Origin of the sequence: Nocardioides bigeumensis (assembly GCF_039531755.1) — a bacterium.
GTDB lineage: Bacteria > Actinomycetota > Actinomycetes > Propionibacteriales > Nocardioidaceae > Nocardioides > Nocardioides bigeumensis.
The window spans coordinates 320,021-346,295 of sequence record NZ_BAAAQQ010000013.1; the positions used below are offsets into that span (position 1 = coordinate 320,021).

General features: G+C 71.4%; 21 protein-coding genes. 11 read left to right on the forward strand and 10 right to left on the reverse strand.

The features are described from left to right. Positions 1 to 3 precede the first annotated feature (3 nt). Positions 4 to 699 carry a VOC family protein gene (locus ABD295_RS15830; protein WP_344304758.1) on the reverse strand — a complete coding sequence of 232 codons (696 nt, stop codon included), beginning with the start codon at positions 697 to 699 and terminating at the stop codon, positions 4 to 6. Positions 700 to 851: 152 nt separating this feature from the next. Between ABD295_RS15830 and ABD295_RS15835 the strand changes: the two genes are divergently transcribed. Together ABD295_RS15835 and helR are read left to right on the forward strand one after the other, a co-directional pair. Continuing rightward, positions 852 to 1,514, forward strand: coding sequence for a class I SAM-dependent methyltransferase (locus ABD295_RS15835; protein WP_344304759.1), 663 nt, complete (start codon positions 852 to 854; stop codon positions 1,512 to 1,514). Positions 1,515 to 1,781: 267 nt separating this feature from the next. Then, positions 1,782 to 3,938, forward strand: a complete 2,157-nt coding sequence (gene helR / locus ABD295_RS15840; RefSeq protein WP_344304760.1) for an RNA polymerase recycling motor ATPase HelR — start codon at positions 1,782 to 1,784, stop codon at positions 3,936 to 3,938. A 7-nt stretch (positions 3,939 to 3,945) separates the two neighbouring features. Here the strand turns inward: helR and ABD295_RS15845 are convergent, their stop codons facing one another. The 4 genes from ABD295_RS15845 to ABD295_RS15860 are packed head-to-tail and all read right to left on the reverse strand — an operon-like array spanning position 3,946 to position 8,353. After that, positions 3,946 to 4,662 carry a VOC family protein gene (locus tag ABD295_RS15845; protein WP_344304761.1) on the reverse strand — a complete coding sequence of 239 codons (717 nt, stop codon included), beginning with the start codon at positions 4,660 to 4,662 and terminating at the stop codon, positions 3,946 to 3,948. Positions 4,663 to 4,714: 52 nt separating this feature from the next. Further along, positions 4,715 to 6,076, reverse strand: a complete 1,362-nt coding sequence (locus ABD295_RS15850) for a threonine/serine exporter family protein (protein ID WP_344304762.1) — start codon at positions 6,074 to 6,076, stop codon at positions 4,715 to 4,717. Between the two features lie 32 nt (positions 6,077 to 6,108). Beyond that, complete coding sequence (locus tag ABD295_RS15855) at positions 6,109 to 7,215, reverse strand: DNA polymerase IV (protein WP_344304763.1); 1,107 nt, start codon at positions 7,213 to 7,215, stop codon at positions 6,109 to 6,111. A 40-nt stretch (positions 7,216 to 7,255) separates the two neighbouring features. After that, a complete protein-coding gene (locus ABD295_RS15860; RefSeq protein ID WP_344304764.1) occupies positions 7,256 to 8,353 on the reverse strand; it encodes an FUSC family protein in 1,098 nt (365 codons plus the stop codon). 35 nt (positions 8,354 to 8,388) lie between these two features. On the opposite strand from ABD295_RS15860, the gene ABD295_RS15865 reads away from it, so the two are divergent. Then, positions 8,389 to 9,807, forward strand: a complete 1,419-nt coding sequence (locus ABD295_RS15865) for a WS/DGAT/MGAT family O-acyltransferase (RefSeq protein ID WP_344304765.1) — start codon at positions 8,389 to 8,391, stop codon at positions 9,805 to 9,807. Here ABD295_RS15865 and ABD295_RS15870 read toward each other — a convergent pair. Genes ABD295_RS15870 through ABD295_RS15880 form a run of 3 tightly spaced genes read right to left on the reverse strand, consistent with a single transcriptional unit; the run spans position 9,798 to position 12,469 of the window. Further along, entirely contained in the window at positions 9,798 to 10,616 is an 819-nt protein-coding gene (locus tag ABD295_RS15870; RefSeq protein WP_344304766.1) for an oxidoreductase, read from the reverse strand. The two genes, ABD295_RS15865 and ABD295_RS15870, sit on opposite strands and share 10 nt — an antisense overlap. Before the next feature lie 8 nt (positions 10,617 to 10,624). Continuing rightward, on the reverse strand, positions 10,625 to 11,278 hold the full coding sequence (locus ABD295_RS15875; RefSeq protein WP_344304767.1) for an SDR family oxidoreductase: 654 nt from the start codon (positions 11,276 to 11,278) through the stop codon (positions 10,625 to 10,627). Between the two features lie 21 nt (positions 11,279 to 11,299). Next, positions 11,300 to 12,469, reverse strand: coding sequence for a site-specific DNA-methyltransferase (locus tag ABD295_RS15880; RefSeq protein ID WP_344304768.1), 1,170 nt, complete (start codon positions 12,467 to 12,469; stop codon positions 11,300 to 11,302). A 51-nt stretch (positions 12,470 to 12,520) separates the two neighbouring features. Here ABD295_RS15880 and ABD295_RS15885 point away from each other — a divergent pair, with 51 nt between their 5' ends. The 4 genes from ABD295_RS15885 (at position 12,521) to ABD295_RS15900 (ending at position 19,065) form a co-directional block, all read left to right on the forward strand. Beyond that, entirely contained in the window at positions 12,521 to 14,080 is a 1,560-nt protein-coding gene (locus tag ABD295_RS15885) for a CocE/NonD family hydrolase (protein WP_344304769.1), read from the forward strand. Between the two features lie 365 nt (positions 14,081 to 14,445). Further along, entirely contained in the window at positions 14,446 to 15,309 is an 864-nt protein-coding gene (locus ABD295_RS15890; RefSeq protein ID WP_344304770.1) for a hypothetical protein, read from the forward strand. A gap of 13 nt (positions 15,310 to 15,322) precedes the next feature. Further along, on the forward strand, positions 15,323 to 17,680 hold the full coding sequence (locus ABD295_RS15895) for a hypothetical protein (RefSeq protein ID WP_344304771.1): 2,358 nt from the start codon (positions 15,323 to 15,325) through the stop codon (positions 17,678 to 17,680). Positions 17,681 to 17,796: 116 nt separating this feature from the next. Next, a complete protein-coding gene (locus ABD295_RS15900) occupies positions 17,797 to 19,065 on the forward strand; it encodes a phosphodiester glycosidase family protein (RefSeq protein ID WP_344304772.1) in 1,269 nt (422 codons plus the stop codon). Positions 19,066 to 19,147: 82 nt separating this feature from the next. Here the strand turns inward: ABD295_RS15900 and glgC are convergent, their stop codons facing one another. Beyond that, the gene (gene glgC / locus ABD295_RS15905) at positions 19,148 to 20,395 is read right to left on the reverse strand and encodes a glucose-1-phosphate adenylyltransferase (RefSeq protein WP_344304774.1); all 1,248 of its coding nucleotides are present in this window, start codon (positions 20,393 to 20,395) and stop codon (positions 19,148 to 19,150) included. A gap of 68 nt (positions 20,396 to 20,463) precedes the next feature. On the opposite strand from glgC, the gene glgA reads away from it, so the two are divergent. The 3 genes from glgA (at position 20,464) to ABD295_RS15920 (ending at position 24,044) form a co-directional block, all read left to right on the forward strand. After that, positions 20,464 to 21,657 carry a glycogen synthase gene (gene glgA / locus ABD295_RS15910; RefSeq protein ID WP_344304775.1) on the forward strand — a complete coding sequence of 398 codons (1,194 nt, stop codon included), beginning with the start codon at positions 20,464 to 20,466 and terminating at the stop codon, positions 21,655 to 21,657. 303 nt (positions 21,658 to 21,960) lie between these two features. Then, complete coding sequence (locus tag ABD295_RS15915) at positions 21,961 to 22,449, forward strand: NfeD family protein (RefSeq protein WP_344304776.1); 489 nt, start codon at positions 21,961 to 21,963, stop codon at positions 22,447 to 22,449. A gap of 41 nt (positions 22,450 to 22,490) precedes the next feature. Then, complete coding sequence (locus tag ABD295_RS15920; protein ID WP_344304777.1) at positions 22,491 to 24,044, forward strand: flotillin family protein; 1,554 nt, start codon at positions 22,491 to 22,493, stop codon at positions 24,042 to 24,044. 190 nt (positions 24,045 to 24,234) lie between these two features. Here ABD295_RS15920 and ABD295_RS15925 read toward each other — a convergent pair whose 3' ends face one another. After that, positions 24,235 to 25,017: an ATP-binding cassette domain-containing protein gene (locus ABD295_RS15925; RefSeq protein WP_344304778.1), complete on the reverse strand. Its 783-nt coding sequence runs from the start codon at positions 25,015 to 25,017 to the stop codon at positions 24,235 to 24,237. A gap of 93 nt (positions 25,018 to 25,110) precedes the next feature. On the opposite strand from ABD295_RS15925, the gene ABD295_RS15930 reads away from it, so the two are divergent. Beyond that, entirely contained in the window at positions 25,111 to 26,274 is a 1,164-nt protein-coding gene (locus ABD295_RS15930) for an ROK family transcriptional regulator (RefSeq protein WP_344304779.1), read from the forward strand. Position 26,275: the final 1 nt, after the last annotated feature.

Sequence of the window (26,275 nt, forward strand, 5' to 3'; positions counted from 1 at the left end):
AGTTCAGCGCAGCCGGAAGGGATTGCCGTCCGGATCGGCGAGCCTGGTCCCGTCGGCGTCCTCATCGAGGATGGTGGCTCCGAGCGCCTCCAGTCGCGCTGCCTCCGCTGCCCGGTCGGCCTCCGCGACGAGCTCGAACCGCACCCGGTCGGCCTCGACTCGCGGCGTCAGTGGCGGGCCTCCCCAGGCGACCTTGGTCCCGCCGGTCGGCGCCTGGATCGCCGTCTCCTCGTTCTCGTCCCACACCAGCGGCCAGCCGAGCGCGTCGGCCCAGAAGAGTCCGAGCGCCCTGGTTCCGTCGCAGGCGAGCTCGCCGAGGAAGCCGGTGCCGGCGAGGAAGTTGTTGCCCGCCTCGATCACGCAGAGCGCGTTCTCCTCGGGGTCGGCGAGCACGACGTGGTCCTCCTCGGGCAGCTGGCCGACGTCGAGGTGCCGTCCCCCCAGCGCGAGCGCGCGCTCGACGGTCTCCTGCTGCTGCCCGGGGGCGTCGCTGGTGAGGTGGAGATGAATCCGGTTCGGTGCGGACCTCGGGGCGTCGGTCCGCTCGAAGGCGAGACGGAAACCGGCGGGGTTGTCCGGGAGGACCGACGGGCGGCCGGCATCGTCGTCGATGGGCTGACCGAGCAGGCCACCCCAGAAGGCGGCGACCTCTCCTGGGTCAAGGGCGTCGATGACGAGCGCGTGCAGCCGAGAGCTCATCGCCCGACCCTAGTCACGCGAGCGCGATCTCCTCACACCGTTTGACGCTGCGGGCGTACCGACGCCCCCGTCGAGCCCGAGCAGCGCGGTAGTGCTTTGCCGTTTCAGCAAGTTCAATTGCGCCTTGAGCGACCCCACGCCATCCTGGCGGCATGACGACGCAGTTCGGCGCGGACTTCTGGGAGGACCACTGGCGCGACGCCCGGGAAGGGGAGCACTTCCAGGCGGAGCCGCACCCCTACCTCGCGAGCGAGACGTCCGGGCTCACCCCGACGTCAGCGCTCGACGCCGGCTGCGGGCGTGGCGCGGAGGCCCTGTGGCTGGCCGCGCAGGGGTGGCAGGTCACCGGGGCCGACATCTCCCCCACCGCCCTCGCGTACGCCGTGGCGCAGGCCGAGGCCGCCGACCTGGCCGATCGTGTCGCCTGGGTGGCGGCCGACCTGAGCACGTGGCGGCCGGAGCGGCTCTTCGACCTGGTGATCACGAGCTACGCCCACCCGGCCATGCCGCAGCTCGCGTTCTACGAGCGTCTGGCCACGTGGCTGGCCCCGGGAGGGACGCTCCTGATCGTCGGCCACCTGCACGGGGGCGACCACGGGGGCGACCACGGGGGCGACCACGAGCACGGCCACGGGCACGGCCACGCGCACCAACCTCACGACGGGCCGCCCGTCGAGGCGACCGTCACGCTGTCCGACGTGACCGCCCTGCTGGCCGCTCCGGAGTGGCTGGTCGAGACGGCCGCGGAGCATCAGCGCGAAGCCGGCGCCCACGTCCTGCACGACTTCGTCGTCCGCGCCCGCCGCGTGGCGTAGCCCGGCACCGGTCCTTCGTGGGGTCTGTCGCCTGGGAATCCTGTCCAGCTCGCCGCCACGCGCGCCAACGACCCCGGACAGCACGATGGCGAGAGGAGAACCTCTCGCCACTCTCAACGTATAGCCCACTGGGGGGCTTGCGGCAAGACCCCTGTCGTGTCGCAGAATCACCGGTCCCGCGCCTCCTCGCCCGCTTCGTGACACCCGGGGCGAACAACCTGCGCGACCTGTCTGCCACCTCGCCGACCCTGTGGAGCTGATGCCTGCGTGACCTCGCTGACCGCCCGCGCCTTCGACCTGCCCGACCACCTGGCCGCCAAGGCCGACCCCGCCCTGATCGACGTCGACGCGCACCACTTCGCCGCGATGACCGAGAGCCTCGAGCAGACCATCACCGACCTCGAGGACCGGCTCGACACCGAGCGCAAGGCACCCGCCGGCCACGGCACCGCTGCACTCGAGCGCGATCAGGAGATCCACCGGTTGACCGCCCGGCTGCGCACGTTGCGTCGCTTCAGCCTCGACCTCTGCTTGGGCCGCATCGTCCCCGCCGACGGCGGCGACCCCGTCTACATCGGCCGCCTCGGCCTCACCGACGCGTCCGGCGGACGGCTGCTGGTCGACTGGCGGTCGCCGGCTGCAGAGCCGTTCTTCGCTGCCACGCACGCCGACCCGCACGGACTGACGAGCCGGCGTCGCTACCGCTGGTCCCGCGGCCGCATCATTGACTACTGGGACGAGGTGTTCTCGCCCGAGCTGCTCGACGGTCGCCAGCGGCACGCCGCCCTCGACGACCAGTCCGCGTTCATAGCCAGCCTCGGCTCGAGCCGGTCCGAGCGGATGCGAGACGTGCTCTCGACCATCCAGGCCGACCAGGACGCCATCATCCGGGCGAGCTCACGAGGGGCGCTGGTCGTCGACGGCGGCCCAGGCACCGGCAAGACAGTGGTGGCGCTGCACCGGACGGCGTACCAGCTGTACGCCGACCCGCGGCTGGGCCACCGGCGCGGCGGGGTGCTGTTCGTCGGACCGCACCAGCCCTACCTGGCCTACGTCTCCGACGTGTTGCCCAGCCTCGGCGAGGAGGGCGTGCAGACCTGCACCCTGCGCGAGATGGTCCCGGAGGGCGCCCTGGCGGTGCCCGAGACCGACCCCGAGGTCGCCCGCCTCAAGTCGACCGTCGAGATGGTCGGGGCGATCGAGCCGGCTGTGCGTCTCTACGAGGAACCGCCGGCCGAGGGCATGGTCGTCGAGTCCGAGTGGGCCGACGTGTGGCTCGGTCCCGCCGACTGGGCCGAGGCGTTCGACGCCCCCGACCCCGGCACCCCCCACAACGTCGCACGCGACGAGGTGTGGGAGGCGTTGCTGACGATCCTGGTCGACAAGCACGAGGAGGTCGACGCACCCGACGACCAGCTGCGCCGGTCGCTGGCGCGCAGCCCGGAGCTGCGCGACGCCTTCGGTGGCGCGTGGCCGATCCTCGAGCACACGGACGTGGTGGGCGACCTGTGGTCGGTGCCGGCATACCTGCGCCGTTGCGCTCCCTGGCTGGACGCTGACGAGGTGCGCGCCCTGCAGCGGCGCGACCCGCACGCGTGGACCGTCTCCGACCTGCCGCTGCTAGACGCGGCCCGGCAGCGGCTCGGCGACCCGGAGACCTCCCGTCGTCGCCGTCGACGCGAGGCGGCGCTGGCCGCCGATCGCGAGCAGATGGCTCAGGTCGTCGACCACCTGGTCGAGCACGACGACTCCGAGATGAAGCTGATGTCGATGCTCAAGGTGCACGACCTGCAGGGCGCGCTGGTGGACGAGAGCGCCGTCGAGACCGCCGACCCCGACCTGCTGGCCGGCCCCTTCGCCCACGTCGTCGTCGACGAGGCGCAGGAGCTCACCGACGCCGAGTGGCAGATGCTGCTGCGGCGCAGCCCCTCACGAAGCCTGACGATCGTCGGGGACCGTGCGCAAGCCCGGCACGGCTTCGCCGAGTCGTGGCAGGAGCGGCTCACCAGGATCGGCGTCACCGACGTGCGGGAGGCGACCTTGACCATCAACTACCGCACTCCGCAGGAGGTCATGACCGAGGCGGCGCCGGTCATCCGCGAGGTCCTGCCCGACGCGAACGTGCCGGTGTCCGTGCGCAGCAGCGGCCTCCCCGTCGCGCACTGGGGGCTGGCCGAGCTGCCGGCGATCGTGGACTCCTGGCTCAAGGAGAACGACGAGGGGGTCGCGTGCGTGATCGGCCATCCGGGCTTCGAGCCGCAGCCGCGGGTCCGGTCACTCACCCCCGAGCTGGCCAAGGGCCTGGAGTTCGACCTGGTGGTGCTCGTGGATCCCGAGTCGTTCGGCGACGGCGTCGAGGGCGCGGTGGACCGCTACGTCGCCATGACACGCGCCACCCAGCAGCTGGTGATCCTGACCAGCTGAGGCTCGGCTACCGCAGCGTCGTGCAGACGCAGGCGCGGTTGCCGTCTGCGTCGGCGACGATCGTGTACGCCGGGGCGTTGCTGTCGTCGACCACGGTCCCGCCCGCGGCCACGGCCGCCGCGAGCCGCGCCTCGGCCTGGTCCGGAGCGACCCACACGTCGAGGTGGAACCGCTGCCGCGGCGTCTCGTGCGCATCGGTGTCCTGGAACCACAGCACCGGCATCCGCTCGGTCTGGTCGCGCACGTCGTCGCCGATGGAGCCGTGACCGACGGCGTCGGTGCTTCCGGTGAGCAGCGCCGCCCACATCGGCGCGATCCGCGCGGAGTCCGCGGTGTCCAGGCCGAGCTCGATCGCGGTGATCGACGCCGGGTCCGCGGTCACGTGCAGCTCCGCGGCCACCTTGCTGATGTGCGCCGCCAGCTCGAGGTCGCGACCGGTCACCCACTGCACGACGTGCTCGTTGCCCTCGCCGTCGCGGTAGATCGCGTCGTGGCTGACCAGCCGGAGGTCGACGTACTGCTCACCGACGGTGAACCGCAGGTGCGAGCCCATGTCGGTCTCGGCCGTGGCGATGGCCGACACGAGCTGCGCTCCCTCCGCGAGGTCCCTCGTGGCGTAGCGCGCGTGGAGCGCCTGCGCGAGCTTGCGCCAGTCGCCGAGCCCCTCTCGCAGCCGTTCGTTGACGACGTGGTCGCGGAGCATTTCCTTGTTGTCACCGGTCATGAGATCGAAGGTAACGATGGGTCCGGACGATCCACTTCCGGAGCTCGCGCCTTCAGGCTTCGTCCACCCTTGATCGCCGACTCCGCTGGCGCCCACGGATCCGCGACGGCCCGATCAGCCGTGGGCCGGCGAGGCGGTACTCCAGCCGTCGCGCGTTGCGCCGTACCGGCTGGGCGACGTACTCGCCCAGGATCACGCCGGCCGACAGCGCCAGCGCGACGGATGCCGCGGTGAACATCGCCAGCAGACCTGGGGTCGTGCCGCTGCCTCCGTCGGCGAGGAGCGACAGGCCGCGGTAGATGGACAGGCCGGGGAGCATGGTGACGACCCCGGTGACCACCAGGACGAGGGGCGGGACGCCCAGCCGGGACGCGACCGGATAGCTCACCACACCGATGGCGAACGCAGCGACGCCCGCCGCCCAGGGCCGGTCGAAGTCGTTGGTCAGGATGCTGAGGTAGATCACGTAGCCGGCGCCGGAGATCAGCGCGATGGGCAGCAGCGACCGCCGGGGCGCGTACGACGAGAACGCGAAGGCGCACGCACCGATCGCGGCACCGATCGCGCTGATTGCGAAGTCGCCGATGCCGAAGCGGCCCGGGACGAGCCGTCCGACGTCGACGCCGAGCAGGCCGCCGATGCTCAGCCCGGCGCTGACGCCGGCGATGATGCCAGCGGTGGCCAGCACGGCCTCGAGCAGCCGCGCGTTGGCGGTGATGTAGAAGCCCGTGAGGGCGTCCTGGAGTGCGCCCATGAAGCCGATGCCCGCCAGGAGCATCACGATGTTGGCCGTCACGACCAGCGACGGGTCGACGGGGATGCCGACCCCGACGGCCGCGACCGTCAGGAGCATCGCGAACCCGCCGCCGGCGACCTGCTGGTAGAAGAACGGCAGCCGCCGCTTCGCGAGGAACAGCTGCAGCCGGTCGATGCCCATGGCGGCGAGGGACGCGATGACCAGCACCGTCACGTCACCGCCGAGCTGCAGGGCGACGCCGCCGCACATCACGCCCCAGCCGACGGTGACCGCCCAGCGCGGCGTGTGGTGGCCCGACGAGATGATCCTCGCCAGCCACCGGCGCGCCTCGGTGAGCGTCAGGTCGCCGTTGAGCACGTGCCGTACGAGGTGGTCGGTCTGGGTCAGGTCCTCGTAGTCGATCTCGCGCAGCTTCACCTGCCGGATCGCCACGACCATCGAGGCCTCCGGGTCCGGCTGCACGCTCATCGACAGCGACGTGAAGGTGACGTCGATCTCGGCCTGGGCCAGGCCGAAGTGGTGCGCCAGGGCCCGCATCGTGACGCTGACGTCCGCGGCACCCGCGCCGGAGGAGAGCAGCATCTCGCCGATCTTGAGGCAGAAGTCGAGCACGAGGTTGACCTCGCGCCCGTCGCCCACCACCCGCTCGCCGGTCACGGGACGAATGGTGACATCCGGGGAGACCGAGGTCAGTAACCCCCGGCCGGCTCGGTCATCTCGAGTCGCACTCCCAGCAGCCGGACCGGCTTGTCCTGCTCGACCTTCGCGAGCAGGGCCACCACCGCGTCTGCGAGGACGGTGAGGTCGTTGCTCGGCTCCGGCAGCTTGCGCGAGCGGGTGAGGGTGAAGAAGTTGCGGTAGCGGACCTTCAGGAAGACCCGCTGCGCCGGCCGTCCTTCCTTGTCGATGTCGGTCAGCGCCTGCTGGGTCAACGCGCGCACCGCGTCGGGCACCTCGGACCACTCCAGGTCGCGCTGGTAGGTCTCCTCACGCCCATGAGCGCGCGCCACCCAGGGCGTCGCGTCGACCGGCGAGGAGTCGACGCCCCGGCCGAGCCGCCGGAACCACGGGCCCATCGTCGGACCGAACTCCCCCACGAGCTCCTGCGGGTCGACCGCCGCGAGGTCGCGCACGGTCCTGATCCCGTGGGTCTCCAGGCGGCCCGCGATCTTGGCGCCGACGCCCCACAGGGCGCGGGTCGGGCGGTCGCCCATCTCGTCGAACCAGGTGGCGCCGGTGATCGTGTAGGTGCCCCGCGGCTTGCCGAAGTCGGTGGCGATCTTGGCCTGGAGCTTGTTGTTGCCGATGCCGACGGAGCAGTGCAGCCGGGTGGCCGCGAGCACCGCCGCCCGCACCTCCTGGGCGAACGCCTCCGGATCGCCGAGCGGTCCATGACCGTCGCCCGCGCCGACGAACGCCTCGTCCCAGCCGAGCACCTCGAGCACGACGGGCACCCCGCCCCACTCCAGCGCGCGCAGCGTCGCCATCACCTCCGCGGACGCGGCTTCGTAGACCGGGAAGTCGACGGGCAGGAAGACGGCGTCGGGGCACTTCTTGTAGGCCGCCCGCAGGGGCATCCCCGACCGGATGCCGAGCTCACGGGCCTCGTAGGACGCCGTCGACACCACCGCACGCTCGTTGACGATCCCGCGACCGCCCACGACCACGGGCTTGCCGGCCAGCTCGGGATGGCGCAGCACCTCGACCGCCGCCAGGAACATGTCGAGGTCGACGTGCAGCACCCACCGCTGGTCGCCAGGCTGTCTCTCGACCGGCTCCGGCGGCGTCCCCTCCACGCCGTCAGGCTAGCCACCGACGGGGACAGCCCGGCCGGTTTCAGGGAGGGGGTGGCAGCGCGTCCGTCGCCTCGAGGGAGTCCAGACCGGTGACCATCAGCAGGTCCGCCACGATCGAGCGGAGCTGGGCGAGCACGACCTCGGCCGAGAGCACGTCGGAGCGCTCGACCATCCCCGTCGCGCTCCCGACGGCCAGCAGCGGCCCGCGGGCCGCCGAGGCCATCCGGTCGGCCTCGAGCTCGGCCGCCACGATGTCGTTGGCCTCGGCGAGCTCACGGGAGAGCAGGGCGTACGACGCCGGGACGGGCCGCTGCCGGTACGCCGCCACGGCGACGTGCCGCACCAGCACCCGCGTGCTGCGCAGCGCCCGGTCGATCGGGTCGACCAGGTCGGCCATCCGCCGCAGCCCCGGTTTGTGCCTGACCCGGAAGGGCGACGACGCGACGACCGCCAGTCCTTCGGCCGCGGCGTCCTGGAGCTCGCGCACGAGGTGGTCAGTGGCGCGCGCGTCCTCGAGCAGCTCGAGCGCCGGGTCGGCCTCACCAGACTCCATCACGTCCGCCGCCGCCCGGAGCAGCTCGCTGATCTTGCGGACCACGACCGCCGCCTGCTCGCGCGGACGTCTCAAAGGCGCGGCCGGGACGGCCGTCGCGGCGACCAGCGCCACGGCACCCCCGACAAGGGCGTCGGTCCACCTCGTGAACGCCGCGCCCGGGTCCGGCACCAACGAGGCGACGACGATCGACTGCACCGCAGCCTGCGTCACCAGCAGCTGACCGCCGTCCAGCAGGAACGCGGTCGACATGGCCAGCACGACGATCACCGCGAGCTGCCAGGCCCCGCTGCCCAACCAGACGACGAGCAGGTCGGCGATGAAGACCCCGAGCGCCACACCGATGGTCACCTCGGCCACCCGCCGGAGTCGCTGTCCGTAAGAGGTCCCGAGGCTCACGACCGCGGCGATCGGCGCGAAGAACGGCGTCGGGTGGTCGAGCAGGTCGGCCGCGACGAACCAGGCGACACCCGCGGCAAGGGCGCACTGCAGGATCTGCCAGCGCTTGCCCGCCAGCCGGGCGACCCGCTCGCGCCACGACGTACGCCACGTGGCCCGCAACCGGTCGAGCGGGCCCGCGTCCATGGACACCATCTTGGCGGACAGGTGAGGATGCAAGCGTGGTGACGCCCATCGATCCGACGGCGACGGGCTTCCTGCTCGCCGAGAACCGCACGATGCCGATGCACGTGGGTGGGCTGCAGCTCTTCGCGAAGCCCGAGGATGCTGGGCGGGGCTACGTGCGCGAGCTCTACGAGCACATGCGCTCCTACGACTCCCTCGACGAGATCGCGCCGCTCTTCCTCAAGCACCCGCACCGATCGGCGCGCACGGCTGGACAGCTGGTGTGGGAGATCGACGAGCTCTTCGACATCGACCACCACGTGCGGCACAGCGCGCTGCCCAAGCCCGGGCGGATCCGCGAGCTGCTCGACCTGGTCTCACGCCTGCACGGGACCCGGCTCGCGTGGGAGCGACCGCTGTGGGAGGCCCACCTGATCGAGGGACTGCGCGACGGGCGGGTGGCGATGTACACCAAGACCCACCACGCCCTCGTCGACGGCGTCTCGGCGATGCGCCTGCTCGCCAGCGTGCTGAGCACCGATCCGGACAAGCGCGACATGCCGGCGCCGTGGGCGTCGAAGCCCGGCGCGAAGGCGGAGCGCGAGCGCCGCGACGCCGAGCGACGTGGGAGCGACCTCGCGACGCAGGCGCTCCGCGGCGCTCTCGGCATCACCGCCGAGGCAGCGGGCATGCCCGGCGCGCTGGTGCGGACGCTGCGCCGCGGCATCCGCAACGAGACGTCCTCGCTCTCCCTCTACGCCCCGCGCACCATCTTCAACCAACCGATCACGGGTGCCCGGCGCTTCGCCGCCGACGACTGGGCCCTCGACCGGCTGCGCGGGATCTCCAAGGCCACGGGGACGACCATGAACGACGTGGTGCTCGCCATGTGCAGCGGGGCGCTGCGCACCTACCTCCTCGAGCTCGACGCGCTTCCCGACACCGGCATGGTCGCGATGGTCCCGGTCGGCCTCAACGCCAAGCAGTCGCACCTCGCCTCGACCGACGGGGGAAACGCCGTCGGCTCGGTGATGGTCAAGCTAGCCACGGAGCTCGCCGACCCCGAGGAGCGACTCAAGACCATCCACGCCTCGATGCGCGACGGCAAGCAGGCGCTGGCGTCCATGACGCCCGCTCAGATCCTCGCGATGAGCGCCATCGGCCAGGCGCCGGCGATCCTCACACCGATGCTGAAGATGTCCGGACTGGTCCGGCCGCCCTACAACGTCGTCATCAGCAACGTCCCTGGCCCTCGGACCACCCACTACTTCAACGGCGCCAAGCTCCTCGGCACCTACCCGCTGTCCATCCCCATCAACGGCATGGCGCTCAACATCACCTGCACGTCCTACGACGACAAGATGTGCTTCGGCCTGACGGGCTGCCGCCGGACGGTGCCGCACCTGCAGCGCCTGCTGGGCCACCTCGACGACGAGGTCAAGGCCCTCGAGAAGGTCGCAGGCACCTACTTGTAGACCCGGCCGATGGCGGCGTCCATGACGCCGTCGGGCAGCAGCCGGCGGGCCAGCACGATCGAGCCGGCCCCACGGCCCACGGGGTAGCGCGCCTTGGGGCGGCGGGTGGTCGCGGCTTTCACGATCTTGCGCGCGACCACGTCGGGACCGGACATCGTCGGGCCGTCGCCGCGCTCCATCACGCCCCGGACCCGCTCGGCGCGCTCCTCGTACGCTCCGCCCCGACTGGTCTCGACGAGGCTGTCGCGCGAGATGGAGTTCCACTCGGTGCGGATCGGCCCCGGCTCGATGATCACGACGTCGATGCCGAACGGCGCGAGCTCGAGCCGCAGCGAGTCGGAGAAGCCCTCGACCGCGAACTTCGTCGCGTGGTACCACGCGCCCAAGGGCTCGTAGAACTTCCCGCCGATCGAGGAGATGTTGATGATGCGGCCGCTCCCCTGCGCCCGCATGTGCGGTGTCACCAGCTGCACCAGCCTGGCCAGACCGAAGACGTTGACCTCGAACTGCCGCCGCGCCTCGTCGATCGGCACGTCCTCCACGGCGCCGTACGAGCCGTAGCCGGCGTTGTTGACCAGCACGTCGATCCGGCCGTGCTCGCCGACGATGCGCTCGATCCCGGCCGCCATCGACGCGTCGTCGGTGACGTCCATCGCGAACGTGCGGATGCCGTCTGCGTCGAGGGGAGCGAGCCGGTCCGTACGCCGGGCCACGGCGTACGTCGTGAAGCCGGCCCCGACCAGCCCGCGGGCGGTCGCCTCGCCGATCCCGCTCGACCCGCCGGTCACCAGGGCGACGCGCTCGGTCATGGGACTCCTCAGCCGCTGTAGGGGATCTCGGGGGTCCAGTCGTCGTCGTCCGGTCTCGTGGCGGCGGCGTGGATCGCCTCGGCCACCCGGTCCGGCGTGAACGGCCCCTCCTTGCCCAGGGTGCCGCGCACGGTGATCGACACCGCGCGGATGCCGTCGGGCCTCAGCGTGGTGTCGAGGCTGCGTACGAGGTTCTGCAGGCCTGCCTTCTGGACGCCCAGCGAGGCGGCGCTCGCCGACGGCCGGTCGGCGGCCATGCTGCCGGTGGCGGTGACCCGCGCTCCCGTGCCCATGAACGGCCGCGCCGCCTGGACGGCGGTGAGCAGCCCGCCGACCCCGAGCGCGACGTCCTCGAGCAGCTCGTCGACGGTGAGCTCCATCGGGTTCTTGCCGCGGAACGCGCTGGGGTTGAAGTGCAGCACGTCGATCCGGCCGAGCTTCTCACCGAGCGACCGGATCGCGCGGGCATGGGCCTCGGCGTCGGTCAGGTCGGCGATCTCCCAGTGTGCCTGCACGCCGAGCTCGCGCAGCTCGGACTCGAGGGTGCGCAGCACGTCGGCGTCCATGCCGATCAGCCCCACGTCGTACCCGTCACGCGCGAAGCGCCTCGCCACCGACCCGCTGACCCCGGGACCTGCTGCCACGACCACGATCGAGCTCATGCCGGCCAGCCTAGGCGGCGATCAGCTCTGGACCCGCTCCTCGAGTCCGCCGCCGACCGTCTCGGCCACGGCTCGCAGCCGCGCCCGGGTGATGTCGGCGACCGTCGCGAGCCCGGCCAGGGCTGCGTTGGATCCGCGGCGGGTCGGCTCGGCCGAGTTCACCGACAGGCAGCGGCGGGTGCCGCCGTCCGCCGCGTTGGCGAGCGCGACCGCGTGGCCCGTCGTGCCGCTGCCGGCGAAGAAGTCGAGGACCACGGCGTCGTTCGGCATGGTCTCGAGGATCCGCAGCACCAGCCCGGTCGGCTTCGGCGACTCGAAGACGTGGCCGACGATCGCCTTCAGCTCCGCGACCGCCGTGTCGGTCGAGCCGATCTCCTCGGCCAGCCAGATGGTGCGCAGCTTCTTGCGCCGGCCGTCCGGACGGTCCGCAGGATGCAGCCAGTCGCGCTGGAACACGTCGACCCGCGACCCCTGCTTCCCCGCGACGTGCCGGCACACCAGGTCGTCGGGACGCTCGTCGATCAGCGGCCGCGACCAGCGCCACACGGCGGGGCGGCCGTCCCCGAACACCGGCCACACCTCCTCGCTGCCCTCGAACGGCAAGGTGCGGACGGCGCCCGTCGCCGGGTCGCCGTACACCGGGAAGTGCAGGGTCGAGGCGGTGACGGGGTTGAACTTCTTGTTGGTGTTGCGCAGCGGCAGGTGCCGGAACCGCCGCCCGTCGTCAGTGACGAGGGGGAAGTCGGCGGGGTCGACCGTCGAGGTGGTCGAGGCGTCGAGCACGCAGGCCCGGGCGTCGCGCGCGTAGACGAGCAGGTACTCGTGACTGGTCGCGAAGCCACGACCCAGCTGGCGTCCCTTGGCGTTGAGGTTCACCACCACCGTGGCGAGGAGGTTGGCCTCGCCGAAGACCTCGTCCATGAGCAGTCGCAGGTGGGCCACCTCGTGGTCGTCGATGCTCACGAAGATCGCGCCGGTCTGCCGCACTGCGTCGCGCGCGGCGATCAGCCGTGGCCGCATCATCGAGACCCAGGCGTCGTGGCCGGCGAACGCGTCGGCGTACGCGAAGTCGCTGCCCGTGTTGTACGGCGGGTCGATGTAGACCAGGTCCACCGAGGCCGGCTCGAGGGTGTGCAGGACCGCGAGGTTGTCGCCCTCGACGAAGGTGTTCCAGGCCTGCACAAGGCTCATCCTGCCCGGCCTGCGCGTGACCTCCGCGGCGCCACCACCGTTAGACCGCACATGACCCCACGTCTGGCGCTGGCCGCCGTCCTGGCGCTCGCCGCCACCCTGATGAGCCCGCTGGGCGCCGTCGCACAACCGCCGGCGCCGGCCGCCGGCAAGGCGCGCACCGTCAGCTCGTGCTTGGACTCGGTCCCCGATCCGGGCACGACCGCACCTGTGCAGATCTGCTACACGCTCTTCAAGCCGGCCGGCGCGACCAAGCGCGCGCCGGTGCCGATGATCTTCCACAGTCACGGCTGGGGCGGATCGCGCACGACCGACCGCGCGTCGTTCAGCCGCTGGCTCGACCACGGGTACGCCGTCCTCTCCTTCGACCAGCGCGGGTTCGGTGAGAGCGGCGGGCAGGCGCAGGTGATGAACCCGGCGTACGAGGGCCGCGACGTGCGCAGGCTGGTCCGGATGGTCAGCCGCTACGGCTGGGTGCAGATGGACGGGCGCAACGATCCGCGGCTCGGCGCCATCGGAGGGTCGTACGGCGGCGGCTACCAGTTCCTCGGCGCGCTCACCTCGCTGCAGACCCGCGGCAAGCCCGTCTTCGATGCCCTGGCGCCGGAGATCACCTGGTACGACCTCAGCGAGAGCATCGCCCCGCTAGGCGTGGTGCGCACGGCGTGGGCGCTCGCGCTCAGCGCGGCGGCGCTGCCCTCCGACGCGCTGCCACCGAAGGTCTACAAGGCACTCGTCGAGGGCGCCGCGGCGGGCACTTGGCCGGACGGCAGCATCCCCGGCACCGAGAACCTCGCCGAGTTCTTCCGGCGCAACGGTCCGAAGTGGCACGTCGGCGAGGGACGCCGCCTCGACATCCCGGTGCTGTTCGGGCAGGGGACCACCGACAGCCTCTTCAACCTCCAGCAGGGCCTGGCCAACTGGGAGCACACCCTCACCCCGAAGGCTCGTCGCAAGAGCATCTTCGTCGCCTACAACGGCGGTCACGTGCTGCCGCAGCTCCTGCCCGCCGGCCTGACCGTCACCTCCGACCCGTGCAGCCAGAAGCTCGCGGGCGGCAGCTTCGCCGACCTCGCGCGGCAGTTCATGGACCGCAGGCTGAAGCGGATCAAGACTCCCCCCGACGAAGGGGGTCTCACGGGCTGGAACCGCTACCACCTCGCCACGCCCGGCGGTGCCTGCGTCACCACCACCTCGGTCGCGCCGACGCAGGAGTACGCCGTCGGCACGGTCGCCACGACCACGGCAGTCGGTGCGCCGCTGCCCACGAAGATCGCCGACGGTCCGTTGCGCGTCGCCGGGTCGCCGTACCTCACCGGCAAGGTCACCGCGATCGGCCTCGAGAACCGCACGTTCTACGGCTTCGCGATCGGCACCTCCCCGCTCGACGCGACCCTGGTGTCGAACAGCGTGCTCCCGCACCGTGAGACGTCAACGGTCGTCGGGGTCGAACGCCAGGTCGCGCTGCCCTCCATCGCCGTCGACGTGCCGGCCGGGCAGTCGCTCTTCCTGGTCGCGACGCCGCTGTCGGACACGTTCGTCGGCATGGGCAGCCGTGCCCCCGGGGCGATCGCGATCGAGAGCACCGTGGTCCACCTGCCGGTCAAGTAGTCGGCCGACCGAAACTGCGCGCACGCGAGAATGTCGCAAAGCGCTGACAGGCTGGCACGCGCTGACCGAGGATGCATCCGTCGGGAACAGGGGCCTTGGGGGGACGAGTGCATCTCGGGACACGTCTGCTGCGCGCGTTCGGTGCGGCGCTGGCAGGGCTCGGCGTCCTCGCCCTCCTGACCGCCGTGCTGTCCCCCGTCTTGGCCGGAAGGCTCGCTGCGGGTGCCGTCTCCGCGTATCCCGTGCCTGGTCGGAACGCCTCGTCCGGTCCGACAGATTCGTCTGAGGAGACATCCGGCGACCCATCGGCGACGTCCCCGGCCGAGCAGGACGCCGCACCCGAGCCGATGGACCCCATAGGTCAGGTGGCCAGCGGACTGCGTGAGCTCCCGCTGCGCACACCTGACGGTCCTGTTGATCGGCTCCTGCAGGAGCCGATCCTGATCCCGTCCACAGAGCTGCGGGACACCACGCTGCAGCTCGCGGACCAGCTAGGGCTGGCGGGCGTCGTGGCCGCGGGTCTGGACACGGAGCTCTACGAGATCACCTCGACCGTCGCCGAGGACGGCACCTACTCCTACTTCCCGTTCGACGACGACATCGCCGCCGAATTGGACCCTGAGGTTCTCGCGGCAAACGAGGACGTCGTCTTGGACCTCTCGGCCGGACTCATCGCCCTTGCTGCGCGCGACGGTGGGACGCGGGTCGACCCCGAGACGACTCCCGGCGCGATGCTCGCCTACTCGTTCCTGCGCCAGTCGGGGTTGCTCGACCAGTCCTGCGACCTCCAGACCAACTTCGCCTTCCTCGTCGGGCTCGGCATCAGCCCACCCACTAACGGCGTGCAGGCTGAGACTTCTCGAGCAGTCACGCTGTGCGGCGCCGAGGACCCCACGCCTGCATGGGCCTACGCCAAGTACCTCGCCGCACTCACCAACGTGGGAAGCGATGACGGCCGCACGCTCGACTTGCCTCCTGCGAAGCTCCGCGAGCTTGCGCGCAGCTCCTTCGCCCAGCTGCGCGAGAACTACCCGGACCTGCCGCTGGGCTACGCCGGCGAGGCCGACCTCCTCCTGGACTGGGCCGACAGGAGCGACGCCATCGGCTGGCAGCCGTTCCAGGCTCGAGCCTGGCGCGAGGAGGCGGTCGCGCTGTACTCCCTCGCGCGCAGCACGTCGGCCGACTCCCGCCTGCTCCTTGGTCACGCGCGCGCTGGCCGCCGTGGATGAGACGGACGCTTCCGTGGAGCTGGCCGATCAGGCGGTCGAGCTCGCACCTGACAGCTTCCTCGCTCGGGTCGCGCTGACCAGTGCACTCACCAGTGCGCACCGGTACGCCGAGGCCGCAGCGTCCGCGTCGGTGGAGGTGGGCGCACTCGATCGACCGTGGTGGGCTGGTCACCATCCACTCTTCCGCCGCGACTACCTGTCGGGCGCCTACGCGGTGGAGGAATATCCGCCCCTCCTTGTTTGGGACGCCTCGGGCCAAGAGTTCGGCGGAGCGTCGGTGGGCGACTCGGCCTTCGTGCCCACCAGCCGCTATGAACCGCCTGACGTGGAGTGCCGCGGCGCCACCCTGCTGCGTGCGCTGCTTCTGGCTGGTGAGCCTGACGAGGTCCTCGCGCGAATCGAGGGCGGAACTCGACCGGACGACGACGGCCTGGGTCGCTCGTGCGCGACGACCGGTTACCTCTCCCCTGAGATCGACGCAACCTACTACCGTGCCGCAGCCCACCTGCTGGCCGACGCACCATCAGAAGCCGAGGACGTTCTGGCCGAGGCTGCCGCGTTGGACGACGACGGGTTCGGCATCCTCACCCTGACTGACGTGCGCGAGCGACTGCAGGACCTGCTCCGCTCCGGCGGCGACCTCGAGACGGCGCGGACCCAGGACGAGGCGTGGACGCAGGCGCAGCCAGAAGACGGCAAGGCCTGGCAACGTCTCGGCGAGGTGGCCTTTCTCGACCAGCGGTGGCCGGATGCGGTGGCGGCCTTCGAACAGGCGGTGACGCACCTGACGGAAGCTGCCGACGTCTTCGATCCCGACGCCTACCAGGACGCGATCACCATCACCCCGAGCGAGGACGTCGCGTGGGCGCAGCTCCAGCTCGGCGCAGCGCAGCGCGAGACCGGCGAGTCCGGTGAGAACGCGTTCGTTGCGGCGCTGGACAGGCTGGCGGCGGCAAGTCCGGACCAGACATCGGCGTACGCCCTGTTCATCCGCGTGCACGCGCTCGGGCAGCTGGGCGAGTCTGCGCTGCAACAGGAGGACTGGGAACTTGCGGCCGAGCGGTTCGGGGAGGCGATCGACGTCGGTGACGACACGCGAGGCAGCCGCTACTGGTTGCCAACCGGCTCCGACGACCTCCAAGAGGCCGAGGTGGAGGGCGGCATCCTGCGCGGTGCGCAGCACAACAACCTGGCCCTTGCTCTGGCACGGCTCGATCAGCCCCGACGTGCCGAGACGGCCGCACGGGCCGCACTGGAGCGTGACCCTGCCAACCCGGTGTTTCGCGACACCCTAGGGTTCGTGCTGCAGAAGTCCGGCCGCGACGAGGAAGCAGAGGCCGCCTACGACGACAGCGTCGAGGCCGATGCCACGTCGTACGTGTCGACAGCGAACCGCGCCGTGCTCACTGCACAGCGCGGGCAGCGGCAGGCGGCGATCGAGGACCTGTTAGGCGTCCTCGCCGAACACCCTGACTATGCCCTCGGCTGGCACAACCTCGGAGTGCTCTGGGGCGAGTCCTGGCGACCCATGGACGCAATCCGGGCCCAAGGCGCTCTGGCGAAGGCGGCAGATCTGGACAGGGATCTCCGGGGATCCGATGCGGTCCTGGTCATGGACGAGCGCATCTACGAGTCTGGACTCGACGTCGACAAGGTGGCGGCTGGGGACTGGCAGTACGGACGATCAGCAACCGCGACGTCGCAACGCCTCACGTGGTCGATGGTCGTGCTCCTGCTGCTGCGCGTCGTCTGGCTGCTCGGCCTCGACCGCGTCACCGGGGCCTTCGTCGAGCGTGCACTCGGCGCGCGAGACCGGTTCCCCCTCGTGCACTCATGGTGGGGCGGGAGGTGGTACGCCGCCTGGGGACTGACGCTGTCGGTCGTCGTCATCGCTGGAGCCGCGCTTCTCGACATCAGCAGCCTGCCCGACGTCTGGCTGGTGCTCAGCATGGCGGGCCTCGTTGTCCTGCCGGTCATCGTGCGCGCGCTCATCGGAAGGCGCGCGGGCTACCGGGTCCGTCACACCGCGTGGCCGCCAGCGGTGCTCATCGGCTGCGCGGTCGCTTTCGCGGGAGTGAGCTTCGCCCCGTTCCCGGTCCTCGACACGGAGGGAGGAGCGCCCCCGGTCGCCGTGCGCTGGGCGGCCCCGGTCGCAGCCGGCGCCCTGTCAGTCCTGTCGGTCACCGCCGTCGTCATGACGGACCTACCGCTGCTGCGCGCGGTCGCGGCTGGCGGCCTCGTCCTCCTGGCGTCGATGCTGACCCCAGTCGGCCCGCTAGACGGGGCGGCGCTGCGGGGTCGGGTAGCACAAGCAGGATTGACCATCGGCCTCGCTCTCGGGACGCTGGGCTTGGCGCTCAACTGGCTCTGAGGCCCGCGAACCTCGCAGCACCGGACGGCGTCGTACCCCACGTGCCCACGCCGAGCGACGCGCCCACCTCACTGCGAGTCCGGGAAGGCGAGGTGTCGCCACCTACCCTGGTGCGCGTGCGCTCTCGGACTTCCCCGCGGCTTCTTGCTGCCCTGACGACGGTCCTCGCGACGATGGTCGCGGGGACGCTGCTCTCTGCCCCTTCGTCCGCCGAGCCCGGTCGGCCCGTCCCGGGGCACGACGGTCCGCGACCGGGTGAGCAGACCGGCGACCGCACCACCCACTCCTCCGACGGCATCCGCGGCAAGATCGCGCCGCGGATCCTCGGACGTGCGGCGGCGCCGGTCGACACCGGCTGGCTGAGCTACCCGATGGCACCGGGCCTGACCTTCACGCAGTGGGACCGCGTCGACGCGCGGGGCACGATCCGTGCCTACCTGATGACCGCCCAGCTCGGCACGCCCGGCCTGAGCATCGACTACCTCGGCGCCGACGAGGTGCCCGAACGCAAGCCGGTTCTCGACATGGTCGTGGAGCAGGCCGCGATCGGCGGGGTCAACGGCGACTTCTTCGACATCTCCGACACCGGCGCGCCCCTCGGCATCGGCGCCTCGCGGGAGGCCGGGCTGATCCACGGGCGCACGTCCGGCTGGAACGCTGCGTTCTCGATCTCCAAGGCGGGCGTCCCGGAGATCGGTGACCTTGAGGTGAAGGCCAAGGTCAAGGGTCATGACGAGCTGAGGCTCGAGTACGTCAACTCCCCCACCGTCTTCGCCCGCCGCGTCGGCATCTTCACGCCCGAGTGGGGTCGCACGTCTGGCAGCAACGTGGTCGACGGCCAGAAGAAGAACGTCCGCGAGGTCGTGATCAACGAGAAGAACCGCGTCGTCAGCAACAAGGGCAAGCTCAGCAGCGGGAAGAAGATCCAGGGGGCTGTGCTGGTCGGCCGCGACAAGATGGCGAAGCGGCTCGCCAAGCTCAAGGTCGGCAGCAAGGTGAAGGTCAACTACCGCGTCGCCGGCCGACCGCAGGTCGCGCTCACCGGCAACCGGCAGCTCGTCGACGAGCGCATCCGCACGGTCGTGGACGACAGCGAGATGCACCCGCGCACGGCGATCGGAGTGGACCGCGACACCAACTCCGTGCTCTTCCTCGTCATCGACGGCCGGCAGTCGTTCAGCCGCGGCTACACCATGGTCGAGCTGGCGAACCTCATGATCGAGCTCGGCGCAGAGGATGCGCTCAACCTCGACGGCGGCGGCTCCTCCACCATGGTCGGCCTGCGACCCGACGGCTCGCTCGGCGTGCTCAACTCCCCGTCCGACGGCAAGCAACGCCCCGTCCCCGATGGGCTCCAGCTCACCTACACGCCGCTGTCCCAGTAACCACGCCCGGCACCCGACGCCGGCCCGCACCTCACGCCCTCTCGTGACGGTCGCTGCGCGACCTCCTCGACCATCGGGGTGGTCAGGTGGGGAACTGCTGGTCCTTGCCCAGGATCGTGATCCCGTCCTCCACCATGAAGCCGCGCGCGCGGTCCTCCTCCGGGTCCACGCCGACGCGAGCGCCTGGCGGCACCACGACGTTCTTGTCGAGGATCGCGTGGCGCACGATGGCGCCGGCGCCGACCCGCACGTCGTGCATCAGCACGGAGTCGGACACCTCGGCGTTCACCTCGATCCGCACCGCGGGCGAGACCACCGAGCGGTAGACGCGCCCGCCGGTGACCACGACGCCAGGTGAGAGGACGGCGTCCTCGGCGTGCGGCAGCGTGCCGCCCTCGGCGCGCACGAGCTTGGCCGGCGGCTGCGGACCGTACGTCGTGTAGATGGGCCAGTCGAAGTTGTAGAGGTTGAAGATCGGCAGCGGCGAGATCACGTCCATGTGCGCAGCGAAGTAGGACTGCATGGTCCCGACGTCACGCCAGTAGCCCCGGTCGCGTTCGGTCGAGCCGGGCACGGTGTTGTTCTTGAAGTCGTAGACGCCCGCGTCGTCCTTGTCGACGAACGACGGCACGATGTCGCCGCCCATGTCGTGCTTGGAGCCCTCGAGGTCGGCGTCCTTGGTGACCGACTCGATCAGCGCATCAGCGTCGAAGACGTAGTTGCCCATCGACGCGAGCACCTCGTCAGGGTTGTCCGGCAGACCGACGGGGTCGGTCGGCTTCTCCAGGAACTCGCGGATCCGCGTCGGGTCCTCGGGAACCACGTCGATCACACCGAACTGGTCGGCCAGCGAGATGTGCTGGCGGATCGCGGCCACCGTGCAAGCGGCGCCCGACTCGACGTGCTGCTCGACCATCTGGGAGAAGTCCATCCGGTAGACGTGGTCGGCGCCCACGACGACCACGATGTCGGGCTTCTCGTCCTTGAGCAGGTTGAGCGACTGGTAGATCGCGTCGGCGCTGCCGAGGTACCAGTGCTTGCCGACCCGCTGCTGGGCCGGGACCGGCGTGACGTAGTTGCCCAGCAGCGTCGACATCCGCCACGTCTGCGTCACGTGCCGGTCGAGGCTGTGCGACTTGTATTGCGTCAGCACGACGACCTGCAGGTAGCCCGAGTTCACGACGTTCGACAGCGCGAAGTCGATGAGCCGGTAGATCCCGGCGAACGGGACCGCCGGCTTGGCGCGGTCCGCCGTCAGCGGCATCAGCCGCTTGCCCTCACCGCCGGCGAGCACGATGGCCAGGACCTTCTTGCGCGCACGGTCAGTCATGCCAGCCAGGCTCGCACTCGGTGGTCGGGCCTGTCGACCCCCGCCGAGGTAGCGGTAGCGTCGTCGACATGCGCGTGGACATCCTGAGCAAGGAGTACCCACCCGAGGTCTACGGCGGCGCCGGGGTCCACGTGGCGGAGCTGGTCAGGGCGCTGCGCGCCCGTGGGGACGTCGATGCGCGCGTGCAGGCCTTCGGCGCACCCCGCGACGAGGCCGGCACGACGTCGTACCCGGACCTCGCCGAGCTCGCCGGCACCAACGCCGCCCTGCGCACACTGGGGGTCGACCTCGCGATCGCCGCCGGCTGCGAGGGAGCCGACCTCGTCCACTCGCACACCTGGTACGCCAACTTCGCCGGGCACGTCGCGTCGTTGCTCTACGGCGTGCCCCACGTGATCAGCGCGCACTCGCTCGAGCCGCTGCGGCCGTGGAAGGCAGAACAGCTCGGCGGGGGGTACGCCGTCTCGTCATGGGTCGAGCGGACGGCCTATCTCGCCGCCGACGCGGTCATCGCCGTCTCGGCCGCGATGCGCGACGACGTGCTCGCGTCGTACGTCGACATCGACCGCAGTCGCGTGCACGTGGTCCACAACGGCATCGACACCGACGACTGGTCCCCACGACACGCGCCCGACCGGGTCCGCGAGCTCGGCGTCGACCCTGACCGCCCCTCGGTGGTCTTCGTCGGCCGGATCACCCGGCAGAAGGGCCTGCCGCTCTTCCTGCGGTCCTGCGCGCAGCTGCCACCCGAGACGCAGATCGTCCTGTGCGCGGGCGCGCCCGACACCCCCGAGATCGAGGCCGAGGTGGTCGGTCTCGTCGAAGAGCTGGCGCGTACCCGCACGGGCGTCCTCTGGATCCGCGAGATGCTGCCCCGCCCCGACGTCGTCGCCCTGCTCACGGCGGCCACGGTCTTCGCCTGTCCGTCGATCTACGAACCTCTCGGCATCGTCAACCTCGAGGCGATGGCCTGCGAGACAGCGGTCGTCGCCACCGCCACCGGCGGCATCCCCGAGGTCGTCGTCGACGGCACGACCGGGCGCCTCGTGCCGATCGAGCAGGCGACCGACGGCACCGGCACCCCCTTGCAGCCGGACCAGTACGTCGCCGACTTCGCGGCCGCGCTCAACGAGGTGCTCTCCGACCCGGCAGGCGCCGAGGCGATGGGCAAGGCGGGACGGCAACGCGCCATCGACGCCTTCAGCTGGGGCGCGATCGCCGAGCGCACCATGGACATCTACCGCTCGGTCGCATCGGCCTGACCGCGTGCTCGCCGGCATGCTGCGCGGCGAGTGGGCCTACTGGCTGGGATGGGCGATCCAGCTCGTCGCGATCGGTCCTGCGGCGGGATGGACGACGTCTCGACCGAGAGCTCCCCGGTGTCGAGGTGCCAGCGCAGCTGCCGATCGGGATCGCCGGTGTTGCGCAGGATCGTGGCGGCCGGCCTCGAGACCACCTGCGGACAACCCACCTGGCGACTCGGCGACCTCAGGCGACCACCCCTTAGGATGCGGGTCCACGGCCTGACAGCTCACGTCTTCGGGGCCGAGACGAGGGGGTGACCGGTGACCGCGTTCCTGATCATCGGAGCGGTCGGCGTCGTGCTGCTGCTCGTCATGCTCCTCGTGGGCGACTTCCTCGAGGGCGCGCTCGACTTCGGCGGCGACCTCTTCTCCGGCTCGGCCCTCGCCGGCTTCCTCGGCGCGTTCGGCTTCGTGGGCGCGCTCGCCCTCGACGCCACCGACTCCAACGGCGCCGCGATCGGCATCGGGCTCGCTGCAGGCCTCGTCATCGGGGCCGGCGTCGGGATCGCCTCCGCCCGGCTGCAGAGGGGAGGCGACGAGGCCAACGTGCGCACCGCCGACCTCGTCGGACGCCAGGCGGTGGTCGTCAGCTCGATCCCCGAGGACGGCTACGGCGAGGTCTCGATCACCGCCTCCGGCCACATCACCAAGCTCAACGCCCGCGCTCCCGGCGGCCTGTCCGCCGGTACGCCGGTCACCATCACCGCTGTCTTGTCCGCGACGTCCGTGGCCGTCGAGCCCCGCGCGTAGTCCCGCACACCTTCTCCGAGCCCGCCAACCCAAGGAATCCCATGTTCGGCTTCTCCTCGACGCTCGTCGCCGTCGTCGGCATCGTCGCCCTCGTCGTCCTGCTCGCCGCACTGATCACCACGCGCTACAAGGTGGCGGGGCCCAACGAGGCGTTCCTGGTCACCGGGCGCAAGGGCAAGGAGGTCAAGAACGTCGAGACCGGCCTCGTGTCGACCGACCTGTCCGGTCAGAAGGTCGTCATGGGCGGCGGCGTCTTCGTGATCCCGTTCGTGCAGCGGCTGCACGTCCTCGACCTGTCGTCGCGCCGGATCTCGGTGCAGATCCGCGGGGCCGTGTCGGGCCAGGGCATCAAGCTCAACCTCGACGGCGTCGCCATCGTCAAGGTCGGTGGCAACGAGGACTCCATCCGCGCGGCCGCCCAGCGGTTCCTCACCCAGCAGGCCGAGATCGAGACCTTCACCCAGGAGACCCTGGCAGGCTCCCTGCGCTCGATCGTCGGTTCGCTCTCGGTGGAGCAGATCATCCGCGACCGCGCGGCCTTCGCCCAGCGGGTCGCCGACGAGTCCGAGACCTCGCTGACCGGCCAGGGCCTGGTGCTGGACACCTTCCAGATCCAGGACATCACCGACGACGGGTCCTACCTCGCCGACCTCGGTCGCCCCGAGTCCGCCAAGGTCGGCCAGGTCGCGGCCATCGCGGAGGCCAACGCCCGACAGGCCGCCGAGCAGGCCCGCATCGCCGCCGAGCAGGAGATCGCGATCTCCCAGCGGCTGCTGGCGCTGAAGAACGCCGAGATCCTCGCCGAGACCGACGCCGCCCAGGCCACCGCCGCTGCGGCCGGGCCCCTCGCTCAGGCCGACCGTGACCAGGCGATCCTGGCCGAGCAGGAGAAGGTCGCCGTACGCCAGGCAGCGCTCAAGGAGCGCCAGCTCGACGCCGAGGTGCGCAAGCCCGCCGACGCGGAGCGCTACCGGGTCGAGACCGAGGCGACGGGTCGCCGCAACTCCGAGATCCTCGAGGCGGAGGCCCGCAAGGCGGCCTCGATCGCCGACGCCGAGGCGGAGGCCGAGAAGGCGCGGCTCACCGGTGAGGGCGAGAAGTCCCGCCGTTCGGCGCTGGCCGAGGCGGAGGCCATCGAGGGCGCCAAGCGCGGAGAGGCCGAGAAGGCCCGCCGCGTCGCCGAGGCCGACGCCCTCCGCGCCGAGGGCGACGCGCAGGCGTCCGCCACCTTGGCTGCCGGCCAGGCCGAGGCGACCGCGATGGAGAAGAAGGCGGAGGCGTTCGCCCAGTACAACCAGGCCGCCGTGCTCCAGATGCTCGTCGAGATCCTGCCGAAGGTCGCCGCGGAGCTGGCCCGCCCGATGGGCTCCATCGACAAGCTGACGGTCATCTCGACCGACGGTGCCGGCGAGCTGCCCCGCCAGATCACCAACAACCTCGTGCAGACGATGGAGCTGCTCAAGAACACCACCGGTTTCGACCTGCAGACGCTGGTCGAGCGGTACGCCGGCGACGAGTCCGGCTCGCCCGCCCCGGCGGCGGAGCCTGCAGAAGCCGTCACGCGGACAGGGCCGTCGACGGCTCCGCCCGCATGACGTCTGCGCGGCGTCAGCCCTTGTAGACCTGCACCACCGACGGGCGCGGGCCACCCCAGCGGCCTGCTAGTCGCTGGACGAGTCGTTGGGTGCGTCGTACGGCTCGGGCGTCAGGGTCTTGCTTCGGAAGTTGGGCAACGCAAGCGGATGCGGAACGCCGTCGGGGTCGACGGCTGGCGAAGGGCGCGGCTCAGGCAGACCCCGAGCGCACGAACGCCGCGGCCGGCCACGACGCCACGGTGTCCTCGCGCGGCGGGACCAGCCGGTCGAGGTGCACGCTGGCAGCGCCGCCGGCCCGCTCGGGCACGAGCAGGGTGAGCGAGTCGCAGATGTCGAAGACGTCGCGCGCCGAGGAGGTCACGTAGAGGAGGGCGGTGCCCCGCGCGACGAGCCGGCCGAGCACCTGGTGCAGAAGGTCGACCTCGCGCTCCTCCAGCCCCGTCTCGGGGTGGTCCAGGACCACGACGACCGCTCGCTGGTACGCCGCGCGCGCGACCTCCACCAGTCGCTGGTCACCGCGGCTGAGGAGCCCGACCGGGCTGCCCGGCTCGAGGTGGCCGACGCCCAGCCCGCGCAGGAAGGCGCCGGCGTCGCGTGACCGCCGGGAGGTCTCCACCAGTCGACCGGGGCCGGATCCGGCACCCAGCACCGCCTCGACGGTCTGCTCCGGCGCAAGGTGGGTCTGCTCGGCCACCGCCCACACCCCCGCCCGCTGGGCCTGCTCGGGGTCGGCCGGGTCGAGCGCGACGCCCGCGACCTCGATGCGGCCGGTGTCGGCCTGCTCGGCACCGGTCAGGAGACGCACGAGCATGGAGCCCGCACGATGTTCGCCGGCGACCCCGTGCACCTCGCCGCCCACCACGGTGATGTCGATGTCGCACAGCACTGGACGGCGGTCTGCCTGTTTCGACAACCCGACGGCCCGCAGCGCAGGGCCGGGGGTGGTCGTGTGGCGCTCGTCACGCTGCTGCATCCGGTCACTGTGACACGGTGGATCACTTTTGTCGAGAAACAATCAAAAGTTGAACGCTGGACGCGGAAAGTTCTCGGGTGGTCTACTTCGTCCGTGCGGACCGGTGACGTCTTCGAGCTGCTGCGCGACGGGCGGCCCTGGACCCGTGCCGAGCTGGCCGAGACCACCGGCCTGGCCCGCTCGACGGTCGCCGCGCGCATCGACGTCCTGATGCGCCTCGGCCTGGTCGCGCCGTTCGGAGGCGCACCGTCGACCGGAGGCCGTCCACCGGCACTCTTCGCGCTGAACCCTGCCGCGCGCGTGGTCGTCGGCGTCGACGTGGGGGCGACCCACGCCCGCGCGGTGCTGGCCGACCTGTCCGGCGAGCTCCTCGGTGAGGTCGGTGAGCGGCTCGACGTCGCCGAGGGACCCGCGGTCGTGCTCGGGTGGGTCGTCGACGCGGTCCGGCTGCTGCTGCGCAGGACCCAGCGCAGGACCAGCGAGCTGGCCGCCATCGGGGTCGGGCTCCCCGGGCCGGTGGAGCACTCGACCGGACGGCCGATCAACCCGCCGATCATGCCGGGCTGGGACCGGTACGACGTCCCCGGCCACATCCAGCGCCACTACGCCGTCCCGGTGCTCATCGACAACGACGTCAACGTGATGGCGCTCGGCGAGCGGCGTGTCCACCTCGCCGACGTGGACGACCTCGTGCTGATCAAGGTCGCCACCGGCATCGGCGCCGGCATCGTGTCCGGCGGTCAGCTCCAGCGCGGCGCGCAGGGCACCGCGGGCGACCTCGGACACGTCCGAGTACCCCGCGCCGGGGACGTCCAGTGCCGCTGCGGGAACCTCGGCTGCCTCGAAGCCGTCGCCGCCGGCCCAGCTCTCGCGACGGCGCTGCGGGCGCGCGGCATCGAGGCGCGCAACGGCCAGGACGTGGTCGGCCTCGTCCGCTCCGGCGACGCCGACGCGATCGCCGTGGTCCGGCAGGCCGGACGCGACATCGGCGACGTCGTCGCGACGATGGTCAACCTGATCAACCCGTCGGTCGTGGTCATCGGCGGCCAGCTCGCGGCCTCCGGCGAGCACCTCCTCGCCGGCATCCGCGAGGTCGTCTACAGCCGCTCGCTCCCCCTGGCCACCGAGCACCTCAGCATCGTCCCCTCCCGGGCCGGCGGCGAGGCCGGCGTGCTCGGCGCCGCCGCCATCGCCATCGAGCACGTGCTGTCCCCGGAGGCGATCGAGGCGGCGAGCGTGGCGATCACGGCGTCGTGAG